The following is a 25,576-nucleotide window of genomic DNA, read 5'->3' on the forward strand; positions in this document are numbered from 1 at the left end:
CTCGAGGAGCACCATGTCCGTCAGGCGTACCCGCATCGGGGCGGTCGCCGCCACCCTGGCTGCCACCACACTCGTCCTCAGCTCACTCGGAACGGCCGGCCAGGCCGCTCCGGGCCCCAAGAAGCCGAAGCCCACGCACCCCCATGGGCCGGTGCCCGTCCAGGTGCTCTCCTTCAACGACTTCCACGGTCAACTGGAGGCTCCCGCGGGCAGCAGCGCCACCCTCGGGGCCGCCGAGGACCCCAGCAACACCGTGGTCGGTGGCGCCGAACACCTCGCCACGCACCTGTCGCAGCTGCGCGAGGGCGTACGCCACTCCACGACCGTCGCGGCCGGCGACCTGATCGGCGGCACCCCGTTCCTCTCCGGCCTCTTCCACGACGAGCCCGCGGTGGAGTCGCTCGACGCCATGGGGCTCGACATCTCGTCGGTGGGCAACCACGAGTTCGACGAGGGCGTGACCGAGCTGCTCCGCATGCAGCACGGCGGATGCCACCCCGTCGACGGCTGCTACACCGACGAACGCTTCGGCGGCGCCGACTTCCAGTGGCTCGCCGCCAACGTGAAGTACAAGGAGGGCGCTGCCCCCGGGGACAACAAGAAGCAGCGCCCCAAGAAGGGGCACGGCAAGAAGAAGGGGCACGGCAAGGCCGGACGCACGGTGCTGCCGCCCTACGAGATCCGCCGCTACCAGGGCGTGAAGGTGGCCTACATCGGCATGACCCTCGAGGGCACCCCGGAGATCGTCGCCCAGGCCGGCATCCGCGACGTCGAGTTCCTCGACGAGGCCGAGACCGCCAACACCCTCGTCCGTCAGCTCAAGCGACGCCACGGCGTCGAGGCCTTCGTGGTGCTGCTGCACGAGGGCGGCTTCGCCCCCGGCGGCTACGACGAGTGCGGCGGCCTCTCCGACCCGATCAGGACGATCCACGACAACCTCGACGCGGAGGTCGACCTGCTGGTCACCGGACACACCCACTCGCCCTACGTCTGCACGCTCCCCGACCCGAGGGGCAACCCGCGACACGTCACCAGCGCCTCGGCGCTCGGCCGGGTCGTCACCGAGACCTGGCTGCAGCTCGACCGGCGCTCCGGCGACGTGCTGCGCGACGAGGTGACCTCGACCAACCACCTCGTGACCCGTGACGTGGCGGCGGACCCGCAGCAGAGCTCCATCATCGCGAAGTGGAACGCGCTGGCCGCCCCGATCGCCAACCGTGTGGTGGGCACCATCGCCACCGACATCACCCGGGCCGCCGACCGGGCCACGGAGTCGGCGCTCAGCAACCTCATCGCCGACGCCCAGCTGGCCGCCACCTCCTCACCCGAGGACGGTGGCTCGGTGGTCGCCTTCATGAACCCCGGCGGCGTCCGGGCCGACCTGACGCACAGCCAGGTCAGCGGTGGTGAGCAGCCAGGTGAGGTCACCTACGGGGAGGCCTTCGCGGTGCAGCCGTTCGGCAACCTCGTGGTGACCATGGACCTGACCGGCGAGGCCATCGAACGCCTCCTGGAGCAGCAGTTCACCGACACCGCCGTGCGACTCCACCTCGGGGTCTCCGACGGCTTCACCTACACCTACGACCTCTCCCGGCCAGCCGGGGACAAGGTCGACCCCGCCACGATCCGGATCAACGGCACGGTCGTCGACCCGGAGGCGACCTACCGGGTGACGACCAACAACTTCCTCGCCGACGGCGGCGACGGGTTCACGGTGCTCACCGAGGGCACCGGCCGCAGCGGTGGCGGCGACGACCTGGCAGCCCTGATCGCCTACATGGCGGCGAACCCCTCACTGCAGCCGGCGCCGACGGACCGGGTCACCGAGCTGCCCTGACGGAAGCTGCCCTGACGGAAGCCGCCCCGGCCGGGGGCCACCCCCCGGCCGGGACAGCCTTGTCCGCGCACTGGCCGAGCTGCGCTGTCCGGTCTGCTCTGTCCGGCCTGCTCTGGCCGAGTGGCTGAAGCATGTGGGACGGCGTGAGAGAATGGAGACGCCGTTCTGCTCGTGCAGCCTGTCCAGCAGGCTCTTCGAGGAGGACGGCACCACGCACAATCCGCACCAACCGAAGAGTGTGATCATGGAGTTCTCCCAGGGCCAGACGGTCATCCACCCCCACCACGGTCCCGCCACCGTGGCCAAGGTGTTCAGCCGTACCTTCAAGGGGCAGGAGCGGCAGTACCTCGAGCTGCAGGTGCACAGCAGCGACCTCTCCATCAACCTCCCGGTCGACCAGGCCGACGAGGTCGGGGTCCGTGCCGTGTTCGCCCAGAAGGAGACCGACGACCTGCTCGACGTGCTGCGCGCCCCCACCGGCGCCCAGGAGCAGAACTGGTCGCGTCGCATGAAGGCCAACAGCGAGCGCCTCAAGCTCGGTGACCTGCCGACCACCGCCAGCGTGGTGCGCGACCTGATCCGTCGCCAGGAGGAGCACGGCCTCTCCCCCAACGAGCGCGAGATGCTCAAGACCTCGAGCCGTCTCGTGCTCGCGGAGCTGGCGCTCTCCCTCGCGATCGAGGAGGACGCGGCCGAGGAGCTGCTGCGCGCCGCGGTGCTGGGTCTGGAGACGGCCGCGGAGCCTGCCCAGGCCTGATCTCGTGAACGAGATCGCGAACCGCTGGCCCGACGGCGTGGGCACTGCCACACTGGGGTGATGACCACGCGACGCTGGCTCGGGGCGAGCGCATGTGCCACCACGCTCGTGGCGGCCTCCCTCTCCGGGGTGGTCGCCACGGCGTCCTCCCCCGAGTCCCCCACATCCGCGACGGCATCCTCCTCGCGCGCGGCGCCGTCAGCGCAGTCCGTCCAGGCCAGCCCCCTGCGGACCATCCAGGGCGGCGCCACCCAGCTGTGGAACCCCGGACAGGTCTCCGTGGCGCCCGGCAACCTGCTGGTCGCCGTCAACGAGGGCGCCTACGACCTCGGCACCGACTGGTCGATCACGGTGCACTCCGGCTCCGCCGACGGAGACGTCGCTCCCCTGCGGCGCATCGCGGGCAACCTGACCGGCCTGCGTCGTCCGACCGGGGTCGACGTGGACTCGAGCGGCCGCGTCTTCGTGGCCGACGCCCTCAACGACAGCATCTCCGTCTTCGCCGCCGGCGCCCACGGCAACGTCGCCCCGATCCGGGTGCTGAAGGGTGCCGCGACCCTGCTCGACGGGCCCGCAGGGATCGACGTGGAGCGCAACCGCGTGGCGGTGACCAACCGCGACGACGATGCCGTCCTGGTCTTCGACGTCGAGGCGACGGGTGACACCGCGCCCGAGCGCCGCATCCTGGGCCCCGCCACCGGCCTCGACCAGCCCTACCGCGTCGTGCTCGCCACCACCGGCGAGCTGACCGTCGGCACCTGGACCGGACAGGTGCGTACGTTCGCAGCCGGCGCAGCCGGCGACGCGGCCCCCATTCGCTCCCTTCCCGCCAATGCCGGACCGGTCACCGGACTGGCCCTGGGCTCGGAGGGTCACGTCTACGTGACGGCCCAGTTCTCACCGACCCCGGTCGTGGTCTATGCCCCCGGCGCCACCGCCTCGAGCCGGCCCGTCGCGCAACTGGAGGGCGAGTTCCACGACATCGACCTGCCCCGCGGGATGACGGTGCGTCCGGACCGTCAGGTCGTGGTCACCGACGAGGCGGACGACGCGCTCTACACCTACGCCGACCTCCTCGCCCCGCCGCCGAAGCCGCGCGTCCGTACACCGGGCAAGGTCCGGGCCCTCAAGGTGGCCGGCGGCCCGCGGAAGGCGCGTCGGGCGGTGACGTGGCGCAAGCCCGCCGTCAACGGCGGCGCGAAGGTGACGAAGTACCGCGTCGTGGTGAAGAAGGGCAAGCGCACCGTCGTGAAGCGGGTCGTGTCCAAGCGGAAGGTCGTGCTCCGTCGCGGCAAGCTGCCGCCGGGTCGACTCGTGGTTCGCGTCCAGGCCCGCAACCAGAAGGGCTTCGGCAAGGCAGCCACCCAGCGTTTCCGCGTGCGACGCTGACGCGTTTCCGCCTCCCGGCTGAGGGGGAACCTCTGCTCTCACCCACACGTGAGGAGCACCCATGTCCAAGGTCCTGATCATCGGCGGGCACGGCAAGGTCGCCATGCGCCTGGCCCCGCACCTGGTCGAGCGCGGTGACGAGGTCACGAGCGTCTTCCGCAACCCCGACCACGAGGCCGAGGTCGCCGCCACCGGCGCGCAGGCCGTCGTCGGCGACGTCGAGACCATGAGCACCGAGGCGCTGACCGAGCTGGTCCGCGACCATGACGCCGTCGTCTGGTCGGCCGGAGCCGGGGGCGGTGACCCGGAGCGTACGTACGCAGTCGACCGAGACGCCGCCGTGCGCTCGATGGAGGCAGCCAAGGCCGCCGGCATCCGGCGCTACGTGATGGTCTCGTTCCTGGGCGCGGCGAAGGAGAACCTGCCGCCCGAGGACGACTCCTTCTTCGCCTACGCCGACGCCAAGGTGGCCGCCGACGAGCACCTGCGCACCTCGGGGCTGACGTACACGATCCTGCAGCCCGGGATGCTGACCCTGGAAGAGCCGACCGGTCAGGTCGACGTGCTCGACGATGTGCCCGACGACGGCAACACCTCCGTCAGCCGTGGCGACGTCGCCCTGATGACCGCTGCGGTGCTGGCAGAGGACGCCACCGCCAACCGGACCATCGCCTTCCGCAACGGCGGAACACCGATCGACGAAGCGGTGCGGGGATGAGCTCCTGAGCTCACCCCCCTCACTCCGAGGTGAGTATGGCCTCCAGCAGGGGCCGCAGGGCTGACCGTTGGGAGGCGTCGAGGCGACGCATCACGGTGGAGCCCGCGGCCACCTGGGTGGCCAACTGGGCGCGCACCGACCGACCCTCATCGGTGAGGGCCACCAACCTGACGCGACGGTCCTGACCCGCGACGCGTTCGACCAGCCCGCGGGAGGCGAGCCTGTCGGTCAGGCCGGTGACGTTGGAGGCGTCGCACCCCAGGTGGTCTGCGAGCGCACGCATGGACTGCGGCGTCTCGAGCACGAGCACCATGCGCGCCAGGGGCGGGGTGAGCCCGGCCTCGGCGACGACGTCGCTGAAGTCCTGCTGCACCCGGTCGACGACCCGGAAGAGCAGGCGCGTGAGTGCGTGGGCCTCACCCAGACGCGCAGCATCGTTGGTCATGCCCGCACGCTACTTGACCAACTCAACGATTGACCTCGCCATGCATGAGTGATTGCATGAGTACCTCAACCATTGACGTACCAAAGGATCTCTCATGGCTGCCACTGACCTGCTCCGCCGCCCTGGTCCCACCGTTCGTAGACCGGTCGTTGCAGCCGTGCGTGCCGGAGCCGGGGCGCTCGCGGTGACCGGGCTGGTCAGTCTCACCACCCACCTCGTCGCCGGGTGGGCCGGGGCCGAGTTCGCGGCCCGGGGCGCAGACTCATGACTCGGACCATGTTCACGGAGGCGGAGCACGCGTTCCTCGCCGCACCGCGCGGGCTGGCGCGAGTCGCGACCGTCGACTCCACCGGGATGCCCCACGTGGTGCCCACCGGCTGGTCGTTCGACGCCGCCAGCGGCGACCTCCTGCTGACCGGTCGCGACGTCGGCTCCACGCAACGCGTGAAACACCTCAGGGCTCAGCCCAGGGCCGCCGTCGTCATCGACGGGGTGGACGACGCCCGGGGATGGAACCCCTGGGCCCTGGTCGTCCGGGGAACTGCTTGCTACGACGACACCGCCGACGCGATCCGGGTGACGCCGGTCTCGATCATCTCGTGGGGCATCTGAGGGCTGCCGATGCAGAAGACCCCGTCCCCTCGCCGACCAGCGTGGGGACGGGGTCTCACCGTCTGGTGGAGTTGAGGGGATTCGAACCCCTGACCTTCTCATTGCGAAGGTGTTCCTTGCTTCCATCTCCCAAATGCGCAACCGCTTCCGTGCGTTGCAGTGCTTGCCACGAATAGCCCGAATCTCCGACTCGGGGGCCACGGGGGCCACGGCCGGACGACGGATCCACGGGCGGACCGCCTGCTGGGTTAAGCGGTCGCCTGACGTCCGCAAGGCTCAGTTCACAGCCGCCGGGCCGACGCGTCCAGCGCCGACACGGGCTTGGGCGTGTGCTTCTACACCGCAGCAGAGCGTCCCGAATGAGGATCCGCTTGCGGTAGATGCTCTGTCTGACGGCGTTGCCGTCCATCACGGTCGGTCAGCCCAGACGATCCTGGAGCAATGACGCGCCGGGGCCGGCAAGCTCGCTCGCGACACCGCGTCGCCCGGCCAGAGCCATGAGCACCGCCTCGCCGGTGCCGCGTGCCTCGGGTCCCTTGCCGCGGACCCAGTCGACGTCGGTAGCGACCAGCCGGACCCCACGCCCGTGCCACCAGCCGCCCAGCGGAGGTGCGGTGACTGCGAAGGGCAGCGCGTATCGCAGCCGTTGGGCGGGGATATCGCGCTTCATCCCCAGGGGGCGGCGCATGTCCTGGTGGTGGATGAGGCTGTCGACCAAGCCGACGCCACCACGCCGGGCTGCGGTCGTGCCGCGCGGCTCCAGATGCGCCCGCAGGAACGCGACCAACTCGGCCGGAGGGCGATGCTGGTAGTCGACCATCGCCTCAGTGTTGAGCCTCGCGGGCCGAAAGCCAGCCCGGGCAAACAACCTGAGGACCTCGATTCGGCTGCGCTCCTCGTAACTGACGACGTGCGCGGCCACGTCTCGCACCCGCCAGCCCGCACAGAGACTGGGCGCATCCCACTGCTCGGCCGACAGCGACTCGAGGAAGTCGGCCATCTCGGCCCGCTCGGCAGCTGCCATCGCCATGGCGTCCATGACCACGTCCTTTCCACATAGCTTCGGGTTCGCGCTCGCCTCAGGCGGTCGAGTCACGGACTAGCCTCGCCGGTTGCCTAGCGAGATGTCTTCATGGCCGCCCGCTTGACGGTCGCGTCGTCATTCATCAGGTCGTTGTACCTACTGGACCCCATCGGCACGAGTGCGACGCGGCCCTCTGCATTGGCATGGATGCCCCAGCCATAGCTCTTGGCCAACGGCGAGGTCCGCAAGCAGGGCTGTCCCTTGGAAAAGAACTCGGCACGTGCTGCTTTCCGCTCCTGGGTGTCGATGCCTTTGCGGTCGGCAAAGACACCGAAGAGCACATCGTCGCTCGTCAGTTCGTAGTCATGGCCATGCATCATCGCGAACTGCAGTTCGGCGACCGATCCCTTTCCTGTAGGTGGTGCCGTCGCCGCCACGGCCTTGGTGTCTGGTGACACCGCGATCAGCGTGTTCACGTAATTGGTCGTGTGCATCAACACATCATGACAGTGGGGTGCGACACCCGGCGAGGAGTCGTAGGCAGGCCGGGATGCCAAAGCTCTTCACCGACTGAGGATCGTCACGCGACCGTGACCACTGTCGGATAGTAAGCGGACAGTGGCCAGGATTTGGTAATGCTGTACGGCTTCGCCCACTCACCTGCCCAACGTCGACGATTCGTACGGTCTCAGGCCTCTGTGTTGAGGGAGGAGCTCGGAGTTCCGCTGAGCGCCGTCGCATTGATCAGCTGTTGCACGACGTCGGCGCTGCCGGACACGTCGATGTCCGGCAGTTGCTCGAGGGGGACGCTGCCGATCACGCACGCTTTCCAGTCCCGGCTTGTGGCCGACACCTCCGCGTCGACTCTTTCCGGTTCCGGCGACCGGTCGATGGTCGTGCGTTGCTTGGACATCCGCGCCAGATAGGTGACCGGCTGAGCGTCGTTTCGCCGGGAGTCCGTGAGGATCAGCGCGACACGTCGTTCGTCTGGGCTGCCGGAGGCCGCCCGGGCGTGTGCGCGCATCGCGAGGACCACGGTGTCGGGGCTCAGGTCCGCCTCGCGGGGCAGCGCGGGTGATCCCACGGCCCATAGCGACAACGCCGTGTTGACGGCTTCCAGCCCGTAGCCCCATTCGGTCAGTTCGTAGACATCGATCCGGCCGGGTCCGGCCAGACGGCGTCGTTGCACGATGGCGGCGGTCTCCAGATCATGCAGGCGCTGGGTCAGGACGGCGGGTCCGATGCCCATCACGTCTCGCTGGATGTCGGAGAAACGCTTCGGGCCCAGCAGAAGCTCGCGCACCACGATCATCGTCCACCGTTCCCCGATGAGGTCGAGAGCGTGAGCGGCGGCACAGCCGTCGTTGTATGAGCCGTAGGACCGTCGAGCCGCCATTGACACATGCTACTACTACTGTCGTAGTGTGTGCTTCACTATTCGTAGTGCCAAGGTCGATGGCTGGCACGCACGCGAGACAGGAGCCGGCATGCGTCTCCCAGCAGCGGCGGTATGGCAGACCGTTCACTCCGAGAGACGACGGCTCGTCGCGGATCTTTCCGGGCTGAGCGAGGACCAGTGGCGACTCCCTTCGCTCTGCCCAGGCTGGGATGTCCACGACGTTCTCGCGCACCTCGTGGATACGGCGAGAACCGGCCGGGCGGCCTTCGTCCGTGACCTGCTGAGAGCGCGCATGGACTTCGACCGCGCGAACCAGCACGGCATCGTCCGGCACAAGCGGCGGGACCCGCGGGACACGGTCAAGGCACTTATGGAGGCCGCTGATCTCACGCGGACTCCACCGGCGAACCTGGCAACCCGCCTAGTCGAGGCCATCGTGCACGGTGAGGACATCCGCCGACCTCTGGGCATCGCTGGGTCGTATCCGGAGCCCGCGATCGTGCAGGCCCTCGTCTATCAGATGCGCACCCCGGTCTCCTTCGGTGGTGGGCGCGAGCGTGTTGCGGGCCTGCGGCTGGTCGACCGGAGGACTGGGGCGATCTGGGGACAGGGCGACGATGTGGAGGCCGACGCCATCGATCTCCTGCTCGCGGTCTCCGGGCGTCGCCTGGATCGGGAGAGGCTCACCGGGAGCGGAGCGTCTCGCCTCGCCGGCGCCTCAACAGCCGTGCCAGGTGCGCGTCGGGCGCATGATCGATGAGGAGGGGATCGAGCGGTATGACGAGGTCGGACGACCGCCTGTGGGCCCTGATGCGGGCCGAGCGGGCCGCGCTGGCAGATGACCTGTCGGCCCTCAGCGCTGAGCAGTGGCGACACGCCACCTTGTGCGGGCAGTGGGACGTCGAGCAGGTCGTCGCCCACCTCACGGCCGCGGCCAGCTTGAATCAGTGGCGGTGGCTGCGCAGCATCGTCGGCGCGCGTTTCCGTCCCGACGTGCACAACCAGCGGCGACTGGCCGAGCAGCGCGGCAAGACTCCCGCTGAGACGCTCGACCGGTTCCGTGCCGTGATCGGCAGTACCACGGCGCCCTCCGGGCATACGCCGGCCTACCTCGGCGAGGTCCTGGTGCACGCGCAAGACATCCGCTGGCCGCTGGGAATTCTCCGGTCACCGAGCGTCAACGCGCTGACACCCGTGGCCAACTTCTTCGCCCGGCGGAACTTTGCCGTCGCGAGCCGCACGAACGCTGCCGGTCTCCAACTGAGGGCGGACGATGGGCCGTTCGCCACTGGCTCCGGCCCCCTGGTCACCGGTTCGACGCTCGCCCTAGTGATGAGCATGGCCGGCCGCGCGCCCTATCTTGAGCAACTCGACGGGCCAGGAGTACCGATGCTGCGCTCGCGCCTTCACGGCACCGCCGCCTGAACCAGTTCCGCCTCAAGACCACGACCCGCAGGAACCTCTCGCTGAAAAGGGACGCCATGACCGACGTGCCTCACGACCTGGACCACAGCTTCACCGTGCCGATCGGAGTCAACGTCAAGGGCGAGACCTGGCCGTGCGTCGAGATGCCCGGCTCGGCCGAGTTCTTCGGAACTAAGAGGAGCGTGCGGGTCGACGCGACCGTGGACGGCATCCCGGTGTCCGACGTAGGACTGATGGTCACCGGCCGCGGCGGGCACATGCTCTCACTCAGCGCCGCGATGCGTAAGCGCCTTGACAAGGACCTCGGAGACGAGGTCGTCGTCCACCTGCAACGCCGCCTCCGCTGAGGCTCCACTGCAGCTTCGCAGAAGTTCCATTCGCCGCTGGCCGTCTGAGAGCCGTCCCGCAACCCGAACCTTCAACGGAGACGCCACGGACCAGGGGCGGAGCGATGGCTGGTTGTCCCGGAGGGCCAGTCCGGTGACATCCACCGGGGACGGGTCCCTATCCGGAGACCAGTGCGTTCCCCCGCTTTGACACCGGCGACCGATCAGAGTCAGCTCGGCAAGGTTCGCCGCGGCCGGCCGGCAAGGTTCGCTGCATCTCTAACAAGTGTGTCGTGCTGGACCCCCTCTGGCGTCAGTTCGGCATCCGCGCCAGGACCGAGCACCGCTCGCTAGAGGCTCGGAGTCTGCCCATGCGCCTGTTCGGCGAGCCTCGACAGTTTCCTGCTGACGGGCGCGGAGCGCGTCTGCATCTCTCTACCTACGCCCGCCGATGGAGGTGCCGGCACCCGGCATGATCGTTCGTCGATCGGCACCCGAAGGCATCGCCACTAAGGCCACCAAGAGTGGGCGATCACGGCGCGTCCCGATCGGCAACCGCGTGCTCCCGATCGTCGAGCGGCTCAAGGTCGACAAGTTGCCGAGTGACCTGCTCTTCACCACCGTGTCCGGCTCCCGCCTCCACCGCTCCGCGGTGCTGCGCACGATGAGGTGGGAGCGGACCGGGCGGGGCCGCCGCATCCACGACCTGCGACACACCGCCGCCTGCCCCTGGCTGGCGCGCGGTGTCGATGTCAGCACGGTGCAGGCCTGGATGGGCCATGCATCGATCGCGACGACGAACCTCTACCTGCACCACCTCGGCACTGGAGCCGATCTGGCCAGCCTGGAGCGCCTCAACAGGGCGCCGGGGGCCACCGGGGGGCCATCCGCCGGACGCGCGGGCGAACAACAATGACGAACCCCCCGGGTGATCCGTGCGTTTCCGCAGGTCGCCCGGGGGATTCTATCGGTGGAGCTGAGGGGATTCGAACCCCTGACCTTCTCATTGCGAACGAGACGCGCTACCAACTGCGCCACAGCCCCGTGAACCCTGCGGTCCACTGCATCAACCGATGTGTTCGAAAAGATAGCACCTGCGCCGGAGGAGACCGCAATCAGGTCGGTCCCGAGCCTCGGTGGCTCAGCCCTTGCGCGGCCGTGCCTCTCAGTGGCCGACGGCCCGACGGTGCGCGGCTTCCTCCGCGGCGCGAGCCTCGGCCTGCTTGATCTCCTGGGCGGTGCGCGCCAGCGCGGACTCCGCCTCGGAGTGGCCGGAGGTCCACACGCCGGTGGACTCGAGGTCGATCTGCTGCACGGTCCGCCGCGTGGCCACCGGCTTGGACACGTAGGTCGGCAGCGTCACCGGAACCATGTCCCAGCGCGAGGGGTCGTCGGCGGCGAGCTCCTCCTGCACCACGGGCAGGGTCAGGCTCGACTCGCGCACAGCGCCCGACCCTGACACGTCGACGGTCACGACCGGGTGTGTCTCGGTGGGGTCGTCGGAGGCGCTGCGGGTCGCCGGCGCCTGCGGGGCGCGGGCGGGGCGTACGGCCTCGCGACGCTCCGACTTCACCATCAGGCGACAGGCGACGAGCCAGGCGACCAGCAGACCGCCGGGGATCGCCAGCGACCACCACGGTGCGGCACCGGCCGCGGCCACGGCAGCGACCACGACCAGCGCGAGCAGCAGGACCGAGAGCACGTTGCGGCGCCGACGCGTCGCCCGCTGCGCCGCGGCACGGCGGGCCGCGATCGTCGCGGCGACCGGCGCAGGACCCTTGGTCTCGATGACGGGACGCGAGGGGGCACGGCCGGGCTGCACGACGAGCCGGGCGTCGCGCGACGACGTGGGTTCGCGGCGGGCCAGGACGCGCATGCGGCTGGAGAACCGCTCCACCGACCGGCTGCGCTGGGTCGTCTCGTGGTGCTGGAGCGCCTTGGGCACCAGGTACACGCCCCACGCCACGGCAAGGGCGACGAAGATCAGCGCGCTCGGGTCCACAGGACGAGACTAGATTCGTCCGGGCGCCTTGCGAGGTATCGCGGCAGGTGTGTCGCAGAACAACATCTGGGACTGCTGTGACTCGCGGCCCGCCTAACCGTCGCGCCCGATGTTCTCACGCAACCGCGCCAGCATGCCCCCGGGCACCTCTTCGCGGGTCACGGCGTAGACCCGGTGGTCACGCCAGTCACCGTCGATGTGCAGGTAGCGCGGCGCCAGGCCCACCTCGTGCAGCCCCAGCTTCTCCACCACCCGCAGCGAGTTGGAGTTCTCCGGGCGCACGCAGATCTCGAGGCGGTGCAGACCGGCCACCGTGAAGCAGTGGTCGATCACCAGCGCCACCGCCCGCGGCACCAGCCCGCGGCCGGCCCAGCGCTCGTCGATCCAGTAGCCCAGGGAGGCGAACTGCGCCGACCCCCGCACGATGTTGTTGACCGTCACCTGACCCACCAGTCGCTGGTCGACCTCGATCGCGAACGGCATCGTGGTGCCCAGGCGCGCCGAGCGGCGCAGCCGTCGCACCAGGTCGGCGTAGGTCACCGTGGCGGGCTCGGTGCCCTCGGGCACGCTCGCCTCCCACGGCCCCAGCCACTCGGCGCTGTGGGAGCGCGACTCCAGCCACTCGGCCTGGTCGAGCCGCGAGATCGGTCGCACCTTCAGGTCGCCGTCGACCAGCACCGCCGGCCACGCGCGCGGTCGCGACGCCCCCCACACGGTCTCAGTCCCCTGCGTCCGTGAGCGCGGCGTCCCCGGCGTCCCCCGACCGGGGGTGGTCGCCGCCGCCGAGCTGGTCGACGGCGTGGCGCAGCACCGGCGCCAGCACGGCCAGGCCGTCCTTGACCCCGCCGCGCGACCCCGGCAGGTTGACCACGAGTGTCTCGCCGACGACGCCGGCCACCGCGCGCGAGAGCATCGCCGTCGGCACGCCGGCCACCACACCCGCGGCCCGGATCGTCTCCGCGATGCCCGGCACCTCCGCGTCGATCACCGCGCGCGTCGCCTCGGGCGTACGGTCCGTGGGGGTCAGCCCGGTGCCGCCGGTGGTGAGCACCACCCTCGCCCCGTCCGCCACCGCGGCCCGCAACGCCTGCGCCACCGGCTCACCGTCGGGCACGACCGCGGCCTCGTCGACGGAGAAGCCCTGGCCGCGCAGCCAGTCGACGATCAGCGGCCCCGTCTCGTCGGCATAGACACCGGTGGCCGCACGGTTGGAGGCGACCACCACGGCGGCGGGCAGGACGCGGGACTCACTCACCGCGACCAGTCCCCCGACGCACCGCCGGCCTTGCGCTCCACGCGTACGTCGGTGATCACTGCTGCCTTGTCGACCGCCTTCACCATGTCGATCACCGTGAGCGCCGCGACCGAGACGGCCGTCAACGCCTCCATCTCGACGCCGGTCCGGTCGGTGGTGGTGACGGTGGCGGTGATCTCGACCGCGTCGTCGGCCACCGTCAGCTCGACGCCGACCGACGAGAGCGAGAGCGGGTGGCACAACGGGATCAGCGCCGGGGTCTGCTTGGCGCCCATGATGCCCGCCAGCCGCGCCACCGCGAGCGTGTCGCCCTTCGGCATCCCCGCCCCGCGGAGCAGCTCGACGACGGCGGGCGCGACGAGCACGCGGCCGGACGCCACGGCCGTACGCTTCGTCACCGCCTTGTCGGAGACGTCGACCATGCGTGCCGCACCCGACTCGTCGATGTGGGTGAGCCTGTCGCCGGTGGCCATGCCGTCCTCCTCAGAAGTCCTCGTCCAGGCAGAGCACCTGGACCATGTCGCCCGCCGACACCCCGGAGCTCTCCTCGTCGACGACCACCAGCGCGTTGGCGGAGGCCAGGTCGCCGATCATGTGGGAGCCGTGCCCCCCGACCGGCGTGACGAAGGCGCCGCCGCGGTCGGTGCCGTAACGGGCGCGCACCATCTGGCGACGCCCCACGGTGGAGGTGATCGGGTCGGTGAGCCGGGCCCGGCGGGGCGGGCGCGAGGCCGGCGTGCGGCCCATGAGGGTGCGCAGGGCAGGCAGCACGAACGTCTCGAAGGAGACGTAGGCCGACACCGGGTTGCCGGGCAGGCAGAAGATCGGCACCTCGTCCTCACCGACGACACCGAAGCCCTGCGGCTTGCCGGGCTGCATCGCGACCTGGCCGAACCAGACGGTGCCGAGCCCGCGCAGGGCCTCCTTGACGACGTCGTAGTCGCCCTCGGAGACCCCGCCGGAGGTGATCACCAGGTCGGCGCGCACCAGCTGGTCGCTCAACGCCTCGGTGAAGGACCGCACGTCGTCGGGCACGATGCCGACCCGGTAGACCGTCGCCCCGGCCTGCCGGGCGGCGGCGGCCAGGAGGTAGGAGTTGCCGTCGTAGATCGAGTCGTGACCCAGCGGGGTGCCGGGGTCGCGCAGCTCGGAGCCGGTGGAGATCACCACGACGCGGGGGCGCGGACGCGACCGCACCGTGGCGCGGCCCACGGAGGCGAGCAAACCCAGGTGGCGGGGCCCCAGGACCGTGCCGTGCTCGACGACGAGGTCGCCGGAGCGTACGGCCTCACCGGCTCGACGGATGTTGGCGCCCAGGTCGGCGGCCCGCTCGATGCGGACCCGGGCGACGCCCCGGTCGGTCCATTCGTAGGGCACCACCGCGTCGGCGCCGGCAGGCACCGGCGCGCCGGTCATGATCTTGACCGCGGTGCCGGGCGACAGGGCCAGGTGGGCCGCCCGACCGGCACTGATCTCGCCGACCACGGGCAGGTGGACCGGCGCCTCAGGGCTGGCGGAGGCCACGTCGGCGGCGCGCACGGCGTAGCCGTCCATCGCGGAGTTGTCGAAGGGCGGCAGGGAGACCTCTGCGACGACGTCCTCGGCCACCGGCATGCCGAGCACCTCGGTCAAGGGCATCGGGAAGTCGCGCAACGGCGCCAGGGAGGAGACGATCCGCTCCACCAGCGTGTCGACGGAAAGGGGGCCCTCAGTCACGGAGCACCGTCACCGAGCACCGCGCCGGCCTCGACCCGCTGGGCGGAGTCGGCCTCCAGCGCGACGTCGCCGGTCAGGCGGACGCCACGACCGAAGGTCCAGTCGCCGTCGATCCGCACCGAGGAGGCCTCGCGCAGCGACGGCGCGCCCTCGGGGAAACGCTTGTCGAACTCGCCCACGAACTTGTAGTGCTCGGAGTCGAGGTCGACGAACGGGACCGCCTCGGTGGTCTGGTCGAGCACGAAGTCCTCACCGAGGTCGTAGACGTCGGAGCGCAGCACCAGCAGGTCGTTGGTGGTCTTCACCGGCACGAAGCGGTCGCGCCCGACCTCGATGGTGCGCGCGCCCTCGAAGACCTCGATCGCAGCGCCCATGGCGGTCTCGATCTGCACGACCTCCGGCGAGGTGGGGTCGGCGGGGTCGACCGTCTTGACGTTGCGGATCAGCGGGAGGCCGAGGATGCCCCGACGCTGGGCCAGCACGTCGCGCATCGCGTGCAGGTCGAACCAGAGGTTGTTGGTCGAGGTGAACCGGTGACGGTCCAGGTCGGCCAAGGCCTCCTTGTCCTCCTCGAGCGTCTGCGCCGACTCCCGCAGCACGATCCGGCCGTCGGACTTGCGCCGGGCGAAGTGGCCACCCTTGCGGTCGGAGGCGGTGCGGCGCACGGCCTCGATGGCGAAAGGGGCACCGGAGGCGGCGAACCAGCCCGCCACCCGGGCGTCGGGGATGGCGCCCAGGTTGTCGGAGTTGGAGACGAAGACGTAGCGGTAGCCGGCCTCGATCAGCTGCACGAGCAGACCGGAGCCCTGGAGGGCGGTGTAGATGTCGCCGTGCCCGGGCGGGCACCACTCCAGCGTCGGGTCCTTGGGCCACACGACGGGCGTCAGGCCCTCGGCCAGCAGCTTGGGTTCCTTGTTCTGCAGGAACTCCAGGGGCAGCCCCTCCACCGGCAGGTCGGTGTAGCGGCCCAGCGCGTCGAGGGTGTCCTGCGAGGTGCGGAAGCTGTTCATGAAGACCAGCGGCAGCGTCGCGTCGTAGCGCTCACGCAGGTGCAGCACCTGCCGCACGATGATGTCGAGGAACGAGAGTCCGCGGCGCACGCAGAGCAGCGACTTGGCCCGGTCCATCCCCATCGAGGTGCCGAGACCACCGTTGAGCTTGATGACGGCCGTGGCCCGGACCGCGGCGAGGGCGTCCTCCTCGGAGACCTCGACGTCGACCAGCGACTCCATGTCGAGCGGCTCGATCGTGGACTCCGCGATCATGCCGGTCTCGCCGTGCTCGAGCAGGCGGTGGTAGTGCGCGAAGGTCTGGACGGCAACCTCGTCGACGCCGGCGTCACGCATCTTGGCGACCGCCGCGTCGAGCCCCTTGCTCCTGACATGTGATGGCATACCGACGATCGTAGGCTGATCGCGTGCACGGCGCCGAGGTCCCCCACTTCCCAGACACGGTCGAGGCCAAGCGCGCCCTGCGACGCCGCCTGCTGCAGGCCCGTCGCGACCGCTCGCCCGCCTCGCTGGCCCTCGACGGGGAGGCGATCAGCGTCCACGTCGCGACCCTCCCGCAGGTGCGCGCCGGCGCCTGCGTCGCCGCGTACGTCTCGGCCGGCACCGAGCCCTCCACGGACCGGACCCTCGAGGCGCTGCGCGAGCGGGGCGTACGCGTGCTCCTCCCGGTGCTGCTGGCCGACGACGACCTCGACTGGGCCGCGTACGCAGGCCCCACGGCCTGGCGGACCGGTCGCCGCGGGCTGCGGGAGCCCGACGCGCCTGCGCTCGGGACGCACGCCGTCGCCGAGGCCGACCTGGTGCTCGTGCCCGGGCTGGCGGTCTCGGACTCCGGCCACCGCCTGGGCCGTGGCGGTGGTTCCTACGACCGGGCGTTGGCACGGGTGGCTCCCGACGTCGTCACGGCGGTGGTCCTGCACCCCGACGAGGTCGGCCTGCCGGTGCCGGTCGAGCCGCACGACCGCCCGGTCGACGCGGCCGTCACCCGCGACGGGGTGACCTGGCTGGACTAGTCGTCGCCCGACGGCACCAGCAGCAGCCGCTCCTCGCTCGACTCCCGCACTACCCCGGGGTCCCAGCTCCAGGGCAGCAGGCGCCCCTCGACGAAGAGGTCGGTCTGGTCGTCGTAGTGCGGCGAGGCGGGGTGACCCGACACACCGGTCAGGTTGACCCACCTGGACTCGTCGAAGTCGGCCAGCGAGACGACCATGCGCATGGAGGGCGAGCTGGTGACGGTGAACCCCTCGGTCGCATTCCACGCGGTCGCGTTGGGCGCCGAGGGACCTCCGCCGATGCCGCCGCCGCTGCGGTTGAAGAGTCTCTCGACCACGCCGATCCCGGAGGTGCCCAGGGTGGAGTGGGTGAGGTCCAGCTGGTGCAGGTCGCCCCAGGCCCAGCGCTCGGGGCGCACCGACCGCCGCCGGGTCATCTCGTCACGGGCCTCCTCCAACGCACGGGCCAGCACGTCGTCGCGGACCTCGACCACGCCCTCGGTGGTCCGGTCGTCCCACAGCGGGTGGGCCGGTCGCGCCAGCAGGTCCTCCACGACCGCGACCCAGCGCGAGTCGCCGGCCGGGTGGACGCGGGTGCGCAGGTCGTCGTGGAACGCCAGCGCCAGCAACCGCTCCCACACCACGTTGAAGTAGGCCGCGGCGGCGCTGTCGGAGTCGTCCTGCTGGTCCCAGTCGGCGAGCAGGTCGACGGCCTCGGCCACGTAGGGCGGGAGCCCGTCGATGTCGAGCAACGCGAGCACGAGGGTCTCGGCCAGCGGGTTGCGGGCGTCGAGCTGGATCTCGGCCATCTCGGCGACCGTCAGGTCGTCCTCGGCCTCGATGAGCTCGCGGATCCGCTGGGCGCGGTAGCCGTGGTCCCAGTCGTGGGTCAGGTGGTGCGGGTAGTCGGGCCCGGCGACGGCCTGGTTGGCGGTCACGACGAAGCCCTCGTCGGGGTTGAGCACCGACGGCAGCTCGTCGAAGGGGACGTACTCCCCCGTCCAGTCGTTGCGCTCCACCCAGCCCGGCACCGGGGTCCGGCCGTCGTGGCCGGGGCGGCGCACCGGCACCTTGCCGGGCGCCTGGTAGCCGATGTTGCCGGCCGTGTCGGCGTAGACGAGGTTCTGGGCCGGCACGTCGAAGAGTCGGGCCGCCGCCCGGAAGGAGTCCCACCCGCTGGCGCGGTTGAGGGCGAAGATGGCGTCGGCGGTCGTGCCGGGCTCGAGTGCCGTCCACGCCAGGGCGACCGCGTAGGGATCGCCGGTGAGGGCCTCGGCCGACCCCTGGGCCGCCCGTTCCTGCGCCGCGGCGTTGGCTCCGACCGAGCTGGCTGCCTGCGAGACGTCGGAGATCAGCGGGCCGTGGTCGGTGGCACGCACCTTCAGCTCGAAGTCCTCCTCACCGCGCACCTCGATGGTCTCGGTGCGCACCCGGAGCGGACGCTCCCGCCCGCCGTGGCTCCACGAGTCGCCGTCGACGCGTTCGAGGTAGAGGTCGGTGACGTCGGGACCGAGGTTGGTGAAGCCCCAGGCGATCTCGGCGTTGTGGCCGATCACGACACCGGGGAGTCCGGAGAAGGTGAAACCGGCGACGTCGAGGGTGCAGTCGGGGGTGCGCTCACGGCAGTGCAGCCCCATCTGGGTCCAGATCCCGGGCTGGCTGGTGCCCAGGTGCGGGTCGTTGGCGAGCAGCGGTCGCCCGGTGGCCGAGCGTTCGCCGGAGACGACCCAGGCGTTGGAGCCCAGGCCCTGCCCGCGCCCCAGCAGGGCGGGCACGGCGGCGAGCGAGTCGCGTACGCCCTCGAGCACGGCCACGCGGGCCGAGGCGCCGGCGCGCCCGGGCGTCCCGACCCGGGGACGGCGGCCCGTCGCGCCGGCCACGAACTCCCCGTCGACGATGCGGCCGCCACCCACGATCGGAGGGTGGCGCTGGGCGTCGTAGGGCGGGTGGAGCGTGTCGACCACGTCGTCGTCGTTGGTGAGGGCGGCAACGGCCCGGTCGATCTCGTCGTCCATGTTGCCGCGCAGGTCCCAGGCCATGGCCTTGAGCCACGTCATCGAGTCGACGGCGGTCCACTTCTCCGGAGTCGTCTCCACGCCCGTGAGGTCGAGCAGGGAGTACTCGACCGCCAGCTCCGCGGGGCTGCGCTGCGCGATCAGCGCGTTGACGCCGTCGGCGTAGGCGTCGAGCAGCGTCCGGGTGTCGGCGCTGACCAGGCCGAGCTCCTCCTCCGCCACGCGGCGCCAGCCCATGGTGCGCACCATCTTGTCGCTCTCGAGGGCGTCGGGGCCGAAGATCTCCGCCAGCCGCCCCGCCGTGGCGCGGCGACGCACCTCCATCTCGAAGAAGCGCTCCTGGGCGTGCACGTAGCCCTGGGCGCGCACGAGGTCGCGGTCGCTGTCGGCGTAGATCCGGGGGATGCCGTGGGCGTCGCGGTGCACCTCGACGGCGCCGTCGAGGCCCGTCAGCACGACCTCGCCGGAGGTCTGGGGCAGCGGCCGTCGGTAGAGGTCGACCGCGAAGACCGTCAGCAGCACCAGGACCAGCACCAGGCCGGTGGCGACCCCGGTGGCCCAGTGGGCCCACCGCGGCCAGCCCCGGTAGCGCGACCACCAGGACGGGGTCGGGGTGGAAGCCGGGCCGTGGGGTGCGGCGTCGGTCACAGCTGCTGCGTGGGGAGTCATCACCGGCCATTGTGCCGACCCGACGTGCCTTACCATGGACGACGTGCCGACCTACCAGTACGCCTGCACCGAGTGCGAGCACGCCTTCGAGCAGTTCCAGAGCTTCAGCGACGACGCGCTGACCACCTGCCCCGAGTGCGGCGGGCGCCTGCGCAAGCTGTTCAACGCCGTCGGGGTCGTCTTCAAGGGTTCCGGCTTCTACCGCACCGACAGCCGCTCCGGTTCGTCGGCCAGCGTGCCCGCATCGGGCGGTTCCTCCACGAGCTCGTCGTCCACCTCCTCCTCCGGCTCCAGCTCGAGCGGGTCGTCGTCGACCACTTCGACCAGCACCAGCTCCGCCGCCAGCTGACGTCCACAGCCCGACGGCTCCGGCCGGTGACCGGGGGGGCTGTGCACGGTCAGCGCGGACCTCTTCCGTGACTGCCTAGCGTCGGCGCCATGGCGTCGACCTCACTTCCCCCACCTCTGCGCGAAGGACCCCACTCCCGCGGCCCCGACCGCCCGGCCCGGCTGCGTCGCTGGTGGCGGCGACACGTGGTCGCACACCGCCGCCTCCTGGTGGCCCTCTGCCTGGGCCTGGCTGCCCTCGGCACGTTGCGCACGGTGGCGCCGGCGCCACCCCCGACCGACGAGGTGCTGGTGGCCGCCCGCGACCTGCCCGCCGGCACCGAGCTGACTCACAGCGACCTGACCCTCGTGACCTACGCCCGGGGCACCGCCCCCGACGGTGCACAGACCGACCCCCTGGGGGCCACCTTGGCCAGCCCCCTGCGTCGCGGCGAGGCGGTGACCGACGTACGGCTGCTCACCCCCGACCTCATGGACGGGCACCCGGGGCGGGTGGCCGTGCCGGTGCGCGTGGTCGACCCGGCGGCCGCCGACCTGCTCCGGGTGGGCGACACGGTCGACCTGCTCAGCGCCGACCCCGCGACCGGGGACGTCACGGTCGTGGCCCGGGCCGCACGCGTGGTGGCGCTGCCGCCGGAGCCGGACGGCGTTTCGGGGCAGGGGTCATCGGGCAGGGTCGTCGTCGTTGCCCTGACCCACGACGAGGTGGAACCGGTCACCGTCGCGACGGTGCGACAGTTCCTCACCGTCGTCTGGTCCCGCTAGCGTGAGGCGACATCGACCTCGGCGCACCCGTGTCGAGCCCCACACCTCCAGGAGTACTCCATGTCCGGCTTCAAGAACTTCCTGCTGCGCGGCAACCTCATCGAGCTCGCCACCGCCTTCATCATGGCGACCGCCTTCGCCAGCGTCGTCACCGCCACCGTCGCGGTGATCATGGACCTGATCGGCAAGCTGGGCGGCGTGCCCGACTTCTCCTCCTACAAGCCGGGCGGCGTCTCGGTCGGCGCCTTCCTGACCGCCCTGATCTCGTTCATCATCATGGCCGCGGTCGTCTACTTCCTGATCGTGAAGCCCTACACCGTGGCCAAGGAGAAGTTCTTCCCGGCTGCCGCCGAGGAGGACGAGGGCACCCCCGAGGACGTCCTGCTCCTCACCGAGATCCGCGACCTGCTCCAGGCCCAGTCCGGTGGGCGCACGACCGGACAGCCCCCGCTCGGTCAGTGACCTCCGTGGTGCGGCGGCACCTGTGACCTGAGCCAGGCGTCCTGCGCCGACTCCTTCGGCGCCGCGCCCGGGGCGCGCTCGTCCGAGGTGGTGGCGGGCAGCACGTCTCCGAAGATCTCCGCGAGCCGCCGCCGTCGCTGCCACTCGGGCTCCTCGGGCACCTCAGGTTCCTCGCGCTCAGGCGGCGCCGGCGGGGTCTCGTCGCTCATCAGTCACCGGCCTCAGGCGCAGCGGGCCTCGAACTCGGCCGCCTGCTTCTCGTCCTCCGACGGCCCCCGCTTGCCACCCTTGCCGCCACCGCCGTCACCGCGACCCCCGGGGGCGCGATCGGCACTGATGGCCTTGCTGGTCAGCTCGGGGCCCAGGGGACGGTCGAACTTCACGCGCTCCCACAGCTCGTCGGCCTGGTCGGTCCACGCCACCCTCCCGAAGTGCTGGTGCCCGCGCGGGAAGTAGGAGAAGGGCACGGTCACGAACTGCACCTTGCTCATGCCGATGTTCTGCAGGCTGAGGGCGATGCCGGCCAGCTGCTTGGTGTTGTTGATGTTGTCGGAGATCGTCAACGACTTCGCGACGGCCGAGAGGAAGCCGAGCACCCGGTCCGGCCGGGCCAGGGTGCCGGCGGAGCTGACCTTCTTCACCATGGAGGCGATGAAGGTCTGCTGCCGCGAGATGCGGCCGATGTCGGTGCCGTCGCCGATGTTGCGCACCCGGACGTAGTCCAGGGCCTCGTCACCCATGACCTCGCGCTCGCCGGCCTTGAGGTAGATCTTCGCCTTGTCGTCGTTGACGTCGAAGGGCAGACAGATCGGCACACCGTCGATGGCGTCGACCATGTCCTTGAAGCCGGCGAAGTCGATGGTCACGAAGCCGTCGACGCGCACGCCGGTGCTCTGCTCAAACTGCTCGACCGTGCATCCCTCGCCCCCCACCTTGTAGGCGGCGTTCCACATGGCCTCCGACTGCTCGGGGATGCTGTTGTCGGGGCCGCAGGCGGGACGGTCGACGATGGAGTCACGCGGGATCGAGATGCCGTAGGCGCGGGTGCGGTCGGCGGAGATGTGGAGCAGGATCGTCGTGTCGGAGAGGCCACCCTCCTCGTTGTCGATCTTGTTGTCCTCACCGTCGCGGGTGTCCGAGGCCATCACCAGGATGCGGACGGCCTTCTTCGGGCCGGTGTCGAAGTCCTCGGGCCGGTTGTCGACGTGCTCCATCGCGTCGGAACCGTCGATGTTGCTCGTGATCGAGCGGTAGACGGCGACGGCACCCAGGCCGGTGACGAGGGTGAGAGTCAGCATCGTCGAGAGGATGACCATCCCGACGGTGTGGCGCTTCTTCGCCTTGCCACGCCGCTTGGGGCCTTGGTCGGACCCCTCCGGACGCTCGGATGCCTCGCTCACGCACACCTCGGGAGTTCAGGGGACAGCGCCGGTGACGGTAGCCGCCGGACAGGACGAATCTACGGCAAACGCGCAACTTCGTGCTCCCGGACCCTTGGGCCTGCGGGTGGCCCCTGTCACGATGGAGCCCATGCCCGACTCCCAGAGCGACTCCCGGCCCGACCGCCCCTCCGGCTCCGCGCGTGACCTCGACGTCGTCCTGCTCGGGGCCACCGGCTTCGTGGGCCGATTGACCGCCCAGCACCTCGCGGCGCACGCCCCCGCCGACGTCCGGTGGGCCGTCGCGGCCCGCTCGGAGGCGGCCCTTCAGCGCCTCGTGGCTGACCTGGCCGACCACCCCTCTCCCCCGGTCGCCTCCGTCGTCGTCGACGTCACCGACACGACCAGCCTCGACGCGCTCGCGGCGCGCACCCGGGTGCTCGCCACCACCGTGGGCCCCTACCTGAAGTACGGAGACGCGGTCGTCGGCGCGTGTGCCCGCGCCGGCACCGACTACCTCGACCTGACCGGCGAGGCCGAGTTCGTCGACCGCAGCTGGACGGCCCACCACGCCACAGCCGTCGAGTCGGGCGCCCGCCTGGTGCACGCCTGCGGCTTCGACTCGGTGCCCCACGACCTGGGCGCCCAGTTCACGGTCGAGCAGCTGCCCTCCGACGTGCCCCTCACGGTGCGCGGCGTGGTGCGCTCCTCGGCCGCCTTCTCCGGCGGCACCTACGCCTCGGCCCTCAACGCGATGGGCCGCATGGGCGAGGCCCGGGAGGCGGCCCGCGCACGTCGCGCCGTCGAGCAGCGCCCCGAGGGGCGTACGTCGCGGGCCACCGCCCCGCGCCCCCACCGCGACCCCGACCTGGGCTACTGGCTGCTGCCGCTGCCCACGGTCGACCCGGTGATCGTGGCGCGCAGCGGCGCCGCCCTCGCCGACTACGGTCCGCGCTTCACGTACTCCCACTTCGCGGGCATCCGTACGTTGAAGCGCGCGGTGCTGGGCGGGGTCGCGGTCGCCGGGCTGGCAACGGCCGCAAAGGTCCCGCCACTGCGGCGACAGCTGGAGAAGCGGGTGCCCGCGGGCTCCGGACCCTCGGCGGAGAAGCGGGCTCGCTCCTGGTTCACCGTCGACTTCATCGGCGAGGGCGGCGGGCAGCGGGTGCACACCCGCGTCAGCGGCGGCGACCCCGGCTACGACGAGACCGCGGTCATGCTGGGCGAGGCGGCGCTGTGCCTGCTGCGCGACGACAACCCCGAGACTGCCGGACAGGTCACCACCGCCGTGGCGATGGGACCCCGGCTGCGCGAACGTCTGGAGCGTCACGGGATGCGCTTCGAGGTCATCGACAGCTGAGCTCCTCCCCGTCGGGCGGCCCGTGCACGACGACGGCCAGCCCGCCGGGCACCGTGTGCAACGCCTCCAGGGTGGGGCGCACGGCGTGCACCCGTCGGACCAGGCCGTCTGCCCATGCCTGGACCGGTGTGGCGCCGGCCGGGATCCGCGAGGGGGTCCGGTCTCCCGCCGCCCGGACCAGGCCGGCCAGCACTCCCTCGGCGCGGTCGAGCAACAGCCGCAGTCCCTCGACCGAGCGGGCCAGCGCCGCCAGGGTGGAGCTCAGTCGGGCGGTCAGGGTGCGGGCCCGCGCCGCCACCCGGAGCACCACCCCCGGCACCGCAGCCCCGGCGGTGACCACGACCGTGACCGCGCTGCTGGTCGCCATGCCGACCAGCTCGGAGATCGCGTCGCGCACGAGGCCCCGCACGACGGTCACCAATCCCGAGGCCCGTCGCATGGCCTCGGCACCCGCTGCCACCAGGGCGGCGAACACCTCGCAGTCGGCGCCTGCTCCCCGAGCGAACTCGGCGGCCGCGGCCACTGCCTCCCCCGCCATGTCGCCCAGGTGACGTGACGTCGTCTCCCGGACCACGCCCACCGACGTCATGGTGGCGGCGGCCGCGTCCTCCAGTCGGCCCGCGTCCGCCATCACGGACGTCGGGTCGCCCGCCAGGTCGTCGAGCATCTCCCGCAGCGGCCCGACGTGCTCGATCGCCCAGCCGACCCCGGCCGAGGTCAGGGCGGCCACCGGGTCGGCCACGAAGCCGACGGCCCCCAGCCCCGCGCTCAGCCCGTAGAGACTCGCCTCGACCCAGTCGCCTTCGCGCAGGCTGCTCGCCACCAGTGCCGCGTCGTGCGGCACGCCCGCTCCCGCCCAGGCGTCCATCAGCGACCACCCCCCAGGGCTCGCGCCACCTCCAGGTCGACGAGGTGGATGTCGTTGGCGGTGTCCCGGGCCGCCAGGGCTCCCTGCTGCCACGTGTCGCCGCACCGTTCGGCGGCGCGGGTGGCCAGGTGCACGAACCCGAGCAGGGCCGGTGTCAGGAACTGGTTGAGCCGACCGAAGTCCTGACCTCCGGAGCCCACCGAGGCGATCGTGGTGCGGTGGGCGCTCACCGAGTCACCGGTCTCCTCCCAGGCCCCCGCGAGGGCACGCAGCCGGTCGCCGTCGACCTCGAGGATCATGACCCGGCCCCCACGAACCGGGCACGCGCCTCGTCGACCACCTGCGTGGCGAGGGGGTCGTCACCCCACGTCGTGCGGGCGTGGCCGGCGAGCTGCGCGAGGGCATCGGCCAGGGCGGCGCGGTGCGCACGTACGGTCGCCTGCGCGAGCAGGCTCGACGGTGTCGGGGCCGGGAGGGGGTCGGGGTAGGTGACCTCACGGAGCAGCCCGTGCTGGTCGACCACCACCCGGACTCCGGAGGACTCGCCGCGACCCCTGACCCCCTCGAGGGCGGTGGCGAAGTCCCGGGCTCGCTCGAAGGCGTCGTGGGCGCGTCGGGCGCGGGCGTCGATGCGCGCCAGGGCGTCGTCGAGGTTGCCCGGGGTGGTGTCGGTGTCGTCGGTGGCGTGGGAGAAGTGCGTCGGCATGGACCCCAGCGTCGCGGCCGGACGCCGAGCGACGGAGACGCTGTCCCCAGCCACCGGCCATCCGGACGGCTGTGGACGTCACGTGGCGGGTGCAGGT

General features: G+C 71.3%; 31 protein-coding genes and 1 tRNA gene. 15 read left to right on the top strand and 17 right to left on the bottom strand.

Annotated elements, in window-relative coordinates; translation table 11 throughout:
* Positions 1-13: 13 nt before the first annotated feature.
* From IEQ44_RS11750 to IEQ44_RS11765, 4 genes are all read left to right on the top strand, one after another.
* Positions 14-1,837, top strand: a complete 1,824-nt coding sequence (locus IEQ44_RS11750; protein WP_193638659.1) for a bifunctional metallophosphatase/5'-nucleotidase — start codon at positions 14-16, stop codon at positions 1,835-1,837.
* Between the two features lie 244 nt (positions 1,838-2,081).
* Complete coding sequence (locus IEQ44_RS11755) at positions 2,082-2,594, top strand: CarD family transcriptional regulator (protein ID WP_227487365.1); 513 nt, start codon at positions 2,082-2,084, stop codon at positions 2,592-2,594.
* A gap of 60 nt (positions 2,595-2,654) precedes the next feature.
* Positions 2,655-3,983 carry a hypothetical protein gene (locus IEQ44_RS11760; protein ID WP_193638661.1) on the top strand — a complete coding sequence of 443 codons (1,329 nt, stop codon included), beginning with the start codon at positions 2,655-2,657 and terminating at the stop codon, positions 3,981-3,983.
* 61 nt (positions 3,984-4,044) lie between these two features.
* On the top strand, positions 4,045-4,701 hold the full coding sequence (locus IEQ44_RS11765) for an SDR family oxidoreductase (RefSeq protein ID WP_193638662.1): 657 nt from the start codon (positions 4,045-4,047) through the stop codon (positions 4,699-4,701).
* Between the two features lie 19 nt (positions 4,702-4,720).
* Here IEQ44_RS11765 and IEQ44_RS11770 read toward each other — a convergent pair whose 3' ends face one another.
* Positions 4,721-5,146, bottom strand: a complete 426-nt coding sequence (locus IEQ44_RS11770) for a MarR family winged helix-turn-helix transcriptional regulator (protein ID WP_193638663.1) — start codon at positions 5,144-5,146, stop codon at positions 4,721-4,723.
* A 94-nt stretch (positions 5,147-5,240) separates the two neighbouring features.
* Between IEQ44_RS11770 and IEQ44_RS11775 the strand changes: the two genes are divergently transcribed.
* Positions 5,241-5,414, top strand: a complete 174-nt coding sequence (locus tag IEQ44_RS11775; protein ID WP_193638664.1) for a hypothetical protein — start codon at positions 5,241-5,243, stop codon at positions 5,412-5,414.
* Positions 5,411-5,758, top strand: a complete 348-nt coding sequence (locus IEQ44_RS11780) for a pyridoxamine 5'-phosphate oxidase family protein (protein ID WP_193638665.1) — start codon at positions 5,411-5,413, stop codon at positions 5,756-5,758. Before IEQ44_RS11775 ends, IEQ44_RS11780 begins: the two co-directional genes overlap by 4 nt.
* Before the next feature lie 418 nt (positions 5,759-6,176).
* Here IEQ44_RS11780 and IEQ44_RS11785 read toward each other — a convergent pair whose 3' ends face one another.
* The 3 genes from IEQ44_RS11785 to IEQ44_RS11795 all read right to left on the bottom strand — a co-directional run bounded on the left by IEQ44_RS11785 (position 6,177) and on the right by IEQ44_RS11795 (position 8,178).
* Positions 6,177-6,797, bottom strand: coding sequence for a maleylpyruvate isomerase family mycothiol-dependent enzyme (locus IEQ44_RS11785; RefSeq protein WP_227487366.1), 621 nt, complete (start codon positions 6,795-6,797; stop codon positions 6,177-6,179).
* A 77-nt stretch (positions 6,798-6,874) separates the two neighbouring features.
* A complete protein-coding gene (locus tag IEQ44_RS11790) occupies positions 6,875-7,276 on the bottom strand; it encodes a DUF6157 family protein (protein WP_193638666.1) in 402 nt (133 codons plus the stop codon).
* Positions 7,277-7,470: 194 nt separating this feature from the next.
* Positions 7,471-8,178 (bottom strand): winged helix-turn-helix transcriptional regulator, encoded by a 708-nt coding sequence (locus tag IEQ44_RS11795; RefSeq protein ID WP_193638667.1) that lies wholly within the window; start codon positions 8,176-8,178, stop codon positions 7,471-7,473.
* 91 nt (positions 8,179-8,269) lie between these two features.
* On the opposite strand from IEQ44_RS11795, the gene IEQ44_RS11800 reads away from it, so the two are divergent.
* The 4 genes from IEQ44_RS11800 (at position 8,270) to IEQ44_RS11815 (ending at position 10,848) form a co-directional block, all read left to right on the top strand.
* A complete protein-coding gene (locus IEQ44_RS11800) occupies positions 8,270-8,941 on the top strand; it encodes a maleylpyruvate isomerase family mycothiol-dependent enzyme (protein WP_193638668.1) in 672 nt (223 codons plus the stop codon).
* Between the two features lie 17 nt (positions 8,942-8,958).
* Positions 8,959-9,606 carry a maleylpyruvate isomerase family mycothiol-dependent enzyme gene (locus IEQ44_RS11805; protein WP_193638669.1) on the top strand — a complete coding sequence of 216 codons (648 nt, stop codon included), beginning with the start codon at positions 8,959-8,961 and terminating at the stop codon, positions 9,604-9,606.
* A 56-nt stretch (positions 9,607-9,662) separates the two neighbouring features.
* On the top strand, positions 9,663-9,953 hold the full coding sequence (locus tag IEQ44_RS11810; RefSeq protein WP_193638670.1) for a DUF1905 domain-containing protein: 291 nt from the start codon (positions 9,663-9,665) through the stop codon (positions 9,951-9,953).
* Between the two features lie 451 nt (positions 9,954-10,404).
* Entirely contained in the window at positions 10,405-10,848 is a 444-nt protein-coding gene (locus tag IEQ44_RS11815; protein WP_227487367.1) for a tyrosine-type recombinase/integrase, read from the top strand.
* A gap of 55 nt (positions 10,849-10,903) precedes the next feature.
* Here IEQ44_RS11815 and IEQ44_RS11820 read toward each other — a convergent pair.
* The 7 genes from IEQ44_RS11820 to IEQ44_RS11850 all read right to left on the bottom strand — a co-directional run bounded on the left by IEQ44_RS11820 (position 10,904) and on the right by IEQ44_RS11850 (position 16,299).
* Positions 10,904-10,976: transfer RNA gene (locus tag IEQ44_RS11820), tRNA-Ala, on the bottom strand.
* 121 nt (positions 10,977-11,097) lie between these two features.
* Positions 11,098-11,934 carry a divisome protein SepX/GlpR gene (gene sepX, locus IEQ44_RS11825; protein WP_193638672.1) on the bottom strand — a complete coding sequence of 279 codons (837 nt, stop codon included), beginning with the start codon at positions 11,932-11,934 and terminating at the stop codon, positions 11,098-11,100.
* 93 nt (positions 11,935-12,027) lie between these two features.
* Positions 12,028-12,648 (bottom strand): GNAT family N-acetyltransferase, encoded by a 621-nt coding sequence (locus IEQ44_RS11830; RefSeq protein ID WP_193638673.1) that lies wholly within the window; start codon positions 12,646-12,648, stop codon positions 12,028-12,030.
* Positions 12,649-12,652: 4 nt separating this feature from the next.
* On the bottom strand, positions 12,653-13,189 hold the full coding sequence (locus IEQ44_RS11835) for a MogA/MoaB family molybdenum cofactor biosynthesis protein (RefSeq protein WP_319804638.1): 537 nt from the start codon (positions 13,187-13,189) through the stop codon (positions 12,653-12,655).
* Positions 13,186-13,662: a cyclic pyranopterin monophosphate synthase MoaC gene (moaC, locus tag IEQ44_RS11840; protein ID WP_193638674.1), complete on the bottom strand. Its 477-nt coding sequence runs from the start codon at positions 13,660-13,662 to the stop codon at positions 13,186-13,188. Before moaC ends, IEQ44_RS11835 begins: the two co-directional genes overlap by 4 nt.
* 10 nt (positions 13,663-13,672) lie before the next feature.
* Positions 13,673-14,905 (bottom strand): molybdotransferase-like divisome protein Glp, encoded by a 1,233-nt coding sequence (gene glp / locus IEQ44_RS11845; RefSeq protein ID WP_193638675.1) that lies wholly within the window; start codon positions 14,903-14,905, stop codon positions 13,673-13,675.
* Complete coding sequence (locus IEQ44_RS11850) at positions 14,902-16,299, bottom strand: UTP--glucose-1-phosphate uridylyltransferase (RefSeq protein ID WP_193638676.1); 1,398 nt, start codon at positions 16,297-16,299, stop codon at positions 14,902-14,904. The genes glp and IEQ44_RS11850 overlap by 4 nt, the downstream gene beginning before the upstream one ends.
* 23 nt (positions 16,300-16,322) lie before the next feature.
* On the opposite strand from IEQ44_RS11850, the gene IEQ44_RS11855 reads away from it, so the two are divergent.
* Entirely contained in the window at positions 16,323-16,928 is a 606-nt protein-coding gene (locus IEQ44_RS11855; RefSeq protein WP_319804639.1) for a 5-formyltetrahydrofolate cyclo-ligase, read from the top strand.
* Here the strand turns inward: IEQ44_RS11855 and IEQ44_RS11860 are convergent.
* Positions 16,925-19,591 carry a penicillin acylase family protein gene (locus IEQ44_RS11860; protein ID WP_193638677.1) on the bottom strand — a complete coding sequence of 889 codons (2,667 nt, stop codon included), beginning with the start codon at positions 19,589-19,591 and terminating at the stop codon, positions 16,925-16,927. The genes IEQ44_RS11855 and IEQ44_RS11860 overlap by 4 nt on opposite strands.
* Before the next feature lie 43 nt (positions 19,592-19,634).
* Between IEQ44_RS11860 and IEQ44_RS11865 the strand changes: the two genes are divergently transcribed.
* The 3 genes from IEQ44_RS11865 to IEQ44_RS11875 all read left to right on the top strand — a co-directional run bounded on the left by IEQ44_RS11865 (position 19,635) and on the right by IEQ44_RS11875 (position 21,166).
* Entirely contained in the window at positions 19,635-19,940 is a 306-nt protein-coding gene (locus IEQ44_RS11865; protein ID WP_193638734.1) for an FmdB family zinc ribbon protein, read from the top strand.
* An 89-nt stretch (positions 19,941-20,029) separates the two neighbouring features.
* Complete coding sequence (locus IEQ44_RS11870) at positions 20,030-20,704, top strand: SAF domain-containing protein (RefSeq protein WP_193638678.1); 675 nt, start codon at positions 20,030-20,032, stop codon at positions 20,702-20,704.
* 60 nt (positions 20,705-20,764) lie between these two features.
* Entirely contained in the window at positions 20,765-21,166 is a 402-nt protein-coding gene (locus IEQ44_RS11875; protein ID WP_193638679.1) for an MscL family protein, read from the top strand.
* On the opposite strand, the gene IEQ44_RS11880 is transcribed toward IEQ44_RS11875, so the two are convergent.
* Both IEQ44_RS11880 and IEQ44_RS11885 read right to left on the bottom strand, forming a co-directional pair.
* On the bottom strand, positions 21,160-21,375 hold the full coding sequence (locus tag IEQ44_RS11880; RefSeq protein WP_193638680.1) for a hypothetical protein: 216 nt from the start codon (positions 21,373-21,375) through the stop codon (positions 21,160-21,162). The two genes, IEQ44_RS11875 and IEQ44_RS11880, sit on opposite strands and share 7 nt — an antisense overlap.
* 12 nt (positions 21,376-21,387) lie before the next feature.
* The gene (locus tag IEQ44_RS11885) at positions 21,388-22,566 is read right to left on the bottom strand and encodes an LCP family protein (RefSeq protein WP_193638681.1); all 1,179 of its coding nucleotides are present in this window, start codon (positions 22,564-22,566) and stop codon (positions 21,388-21,390) included.
* A gap of 130 nt (positions 22,567-22,696) precedes the next feature.
* Between IEQ44_RS11885 and IEQ44_RS11890 the strand changes: the two genes are divergently transcribed.
* Positions 22,697-23,905 carry a saccharopine dehydrogenase family protein gene (locus IEQ44_RS11890; protein ID WP_193638682.1) on the top strand — a complete coding sequence of 403 codons (1,209 nt, stop codon included), beginning with the start codon at positions 22,697-22,699 and terminating at the stop codon, positions 23,903-23,905.
* Here IEQ44_RS11890 and IEQ44_RS11895 read toward each other — a convergent pair.
* Genes IEQ44_RS11895 through IEQ44_RS11905 form a run of 3 tightly spaced genes read right to left on the bottom strand, consistent with a single transcriptional unit; the run spans position 23,892 to position 25,533 of the window.
* On the bottom strand, positions 23,892-24,773 hold the full coding sequence (locus IEQ44_RS11895; protein ID WP_193638683.1) for a hypothetical protein: 882 nt from the start codon (positions 24,771-24,773) through the stop codon (positions 23,892-23,894). The genes IEQ44_RS11890 and IEQ44_RS11895 overlap by 14 nt on opposite strands.
* Positions 24,773-25,072 (bottom strand): hypothetical protein, encoded by a 300-nt coding sequence (locus IEQ44_RS11900; RefSeq protein ID WP_193638684.1) that lies wholly within the window; start codon positions 25,070-25,072, stop codon positions 24,773-24,775. The genes IEQ44_RS11895 and IEQ44_RS11900 overlap by 1 nt, the downstream gene beginning before the upstream one ends.
* A complete protein-coding gene (locus tag IEQ44_RS11905; protein ID WP_193638685.1) occupies positions 25,069-25,533 on the bottom strand; it encodes a hypothetical protein in 465 nt (154 codons plus the stop codon). The genes IEQ44_RS11900 and IEQ44_RS11905 overlap by 4 nt, the downstream gene beginning before the upstream one ends.
* Positions 25,534-25,576 lie beyond the last annotated feature (43 nt).

Source organism: Nocardioides malaquae, assembly GCF_015070385.1.
Taxonomy (GTDB): domain Bacteria; phylum Actinomycetota; class Actinomycetes; order Propionibacteriales; family Nocardioidaceae; genus Nocardioides; species Nocardioides malaquae.

Excerpts from the sequence above, each read along its gene's own strand:
- IEQ44_RS11750 (WP_193638659.1), top strand. The coding sequence starts at position 14 with ATGTCCGTCAGGCGTACCCGCATCGGGGCGGTCGCCGCCACCCTGGCT.
- IEQ44_RS11755 (WP_227487365.1), top strand. The coding sequence starts at position 2,082 with ATGGAGTTCTCCCAGGGCCAGACGGTCATCCACCCCCACCACGGTCCC.
- IEQ44_RS11760 (WP_193638661.1), top strand. The coding sequence starts at position 2,655 with ATGACCACGCGACGCTGGCTCGGGGCGAGCGCATGTGCCACCACGCTC.
- IEQ44_RS11765 (WP_193638662.1), top strand. The coding sequence starts at position 4,045 with ATGTCCAAGGTCCTGATCATCGGCGGGCACGGCAAGGTCGCCATGCGC.
- IEQ44_RS11770 (WP_193638663.1), bottom strand. The coding sequence starts at position 5,146 with ATGACCAACGATGCTGCGCGTCTGGGTGAGGCCCACGCACTCACGCGC.
- IEQ44_RS11775 (WP_193638664.1), top strand. The coding sequence starts at position 5,241 with ATGGCTGCCACTGACCTGCTCCGCCGCCCTGGTCCCACCGTTCGTAGA.
- IEQ44_RS11780 (WP_193638665.1), top strand. The coding sequence starts at position 5,411 with ATGACTCGGACCATGTTCACGGAGGCGGAGCACGCGTTCCTCGCCGCA.
- IEQ44_RS11785 (WP_227487366.1), bottom strand. The coding sequence starts at position 6,797 with ATGGACGCCATGGCGATGGCAGCTGCCGAGCGGGCCGAGATGGCCGAC.
- IEQ44_RS11790 (WP_193638666.1), bottom strand. The coding sequence starts at position 7,276 with ATGCACACGACCAATTACGTGAACACGCTGATCGCGGTGTCACCAGAC.
- IEQ44_RS11795 (WP_193638667.1), bottom strand. The coding sequence starts at position 8,178 with ATGGCGGCTCGACGGTCCTACGGCTCATACAACGACGGCTGTGCCGCC.
- IEQ44_RS11800 (WP_193638668.1), top strand. The coding sequence starts at position 8,270 with ATGCGTCTCCCAGCAGCGGCGGTATGGCAGACCGTTCACTCCGAGAGA.
- IEQ44_RS11805 (WP_193638669.1), top strand. The coding sequence starts at position 8,959 with ATGACGAGGTCGGACGACCGCCTGTGGGCCCTGATGCGGGCCGAGCGG.
- IEQ44_RS11810 (WP_193638670.1), top strand. The coding sequence starts at position 9,663 with ATGACCGACGTGCCTCACGACCTGGACCACAGCTTCACCGTGCCGATC.
- IEQ44_RS11815 (WP_227487367.1), top strand. The coding sequence starts at position 10,405 with ATGATCGTTCGTCGATCGGCACCCGAAGGCATCGCCACTAAGGCCACC.
- moaC (WP_193638674.1), bottom strand. The coding sequence starts at position 13,662 with ATGGCCACCGGCGACAGGCTCACCCACATCGACGAGTCGGGTGCGGCA.
- IEQ44_RS11850 (WP_193638676.1), bottom strand. The coding sequence starts at position 16,299 with ATGCCATCACATGTCAGGAGCAAGGGGCTCGACGCGGCGGTCGCCAAG.
- IEQ44_RS11860 (WP_193638677.1), bottom strand. The coding sequence starts at position 19,591 with ATGACTCCCCACGCAGCAGCTGTGACCGACGCCGCACCCCACGGCCCG.
- IEQ44_RS11870 (WP_193638678.1), top strand. The coding sequence starts at position 20,030 with ATGGCGTCGACCTCACTTCCCCCACCTCTGCGCGAAGGACCCCACTCC.
- IEQ44_RS11875 (WP_193638679.1), top strand. The coding sequence starts at position 20,765 with ATGTCCGGCTTCAAGAACTTCCTGCTGCGCGGCAACCTCATCGAGCTC.
- IEQ44_RS11880 (WP_193638680.1), bottom strand. The coding sequence starts at position 21,375 with ATGAGCGACGAGACCCCGCCGGCGCCGCCTGAGCGCGAGGAACCTGAG.
- IEQ44_RS11890 (WP_193638682.1), top strand. The coding sequence starts at position 22,697 with ATGCCCGACTCCCAGAGCGACTCCCGGCCCGACCGCCCCTCCGGCTCC.
- IEQ44_RS11895 (WP_193638683.1), bottom strand. The coding sequence starts at position 24,773 with ATGGACGCCTGGGCGGGAGCGGGCGTGCCGCACGACGCGGCACTGGTG.
- IEQ44_RS11900 (WP_193638684.1), bottom strand. The coding sequence starts at position 25,072 with ATGATCCTCGAGGTCGACGGCGACCGGCTGCGTGCCCTCGCGGGGGCC.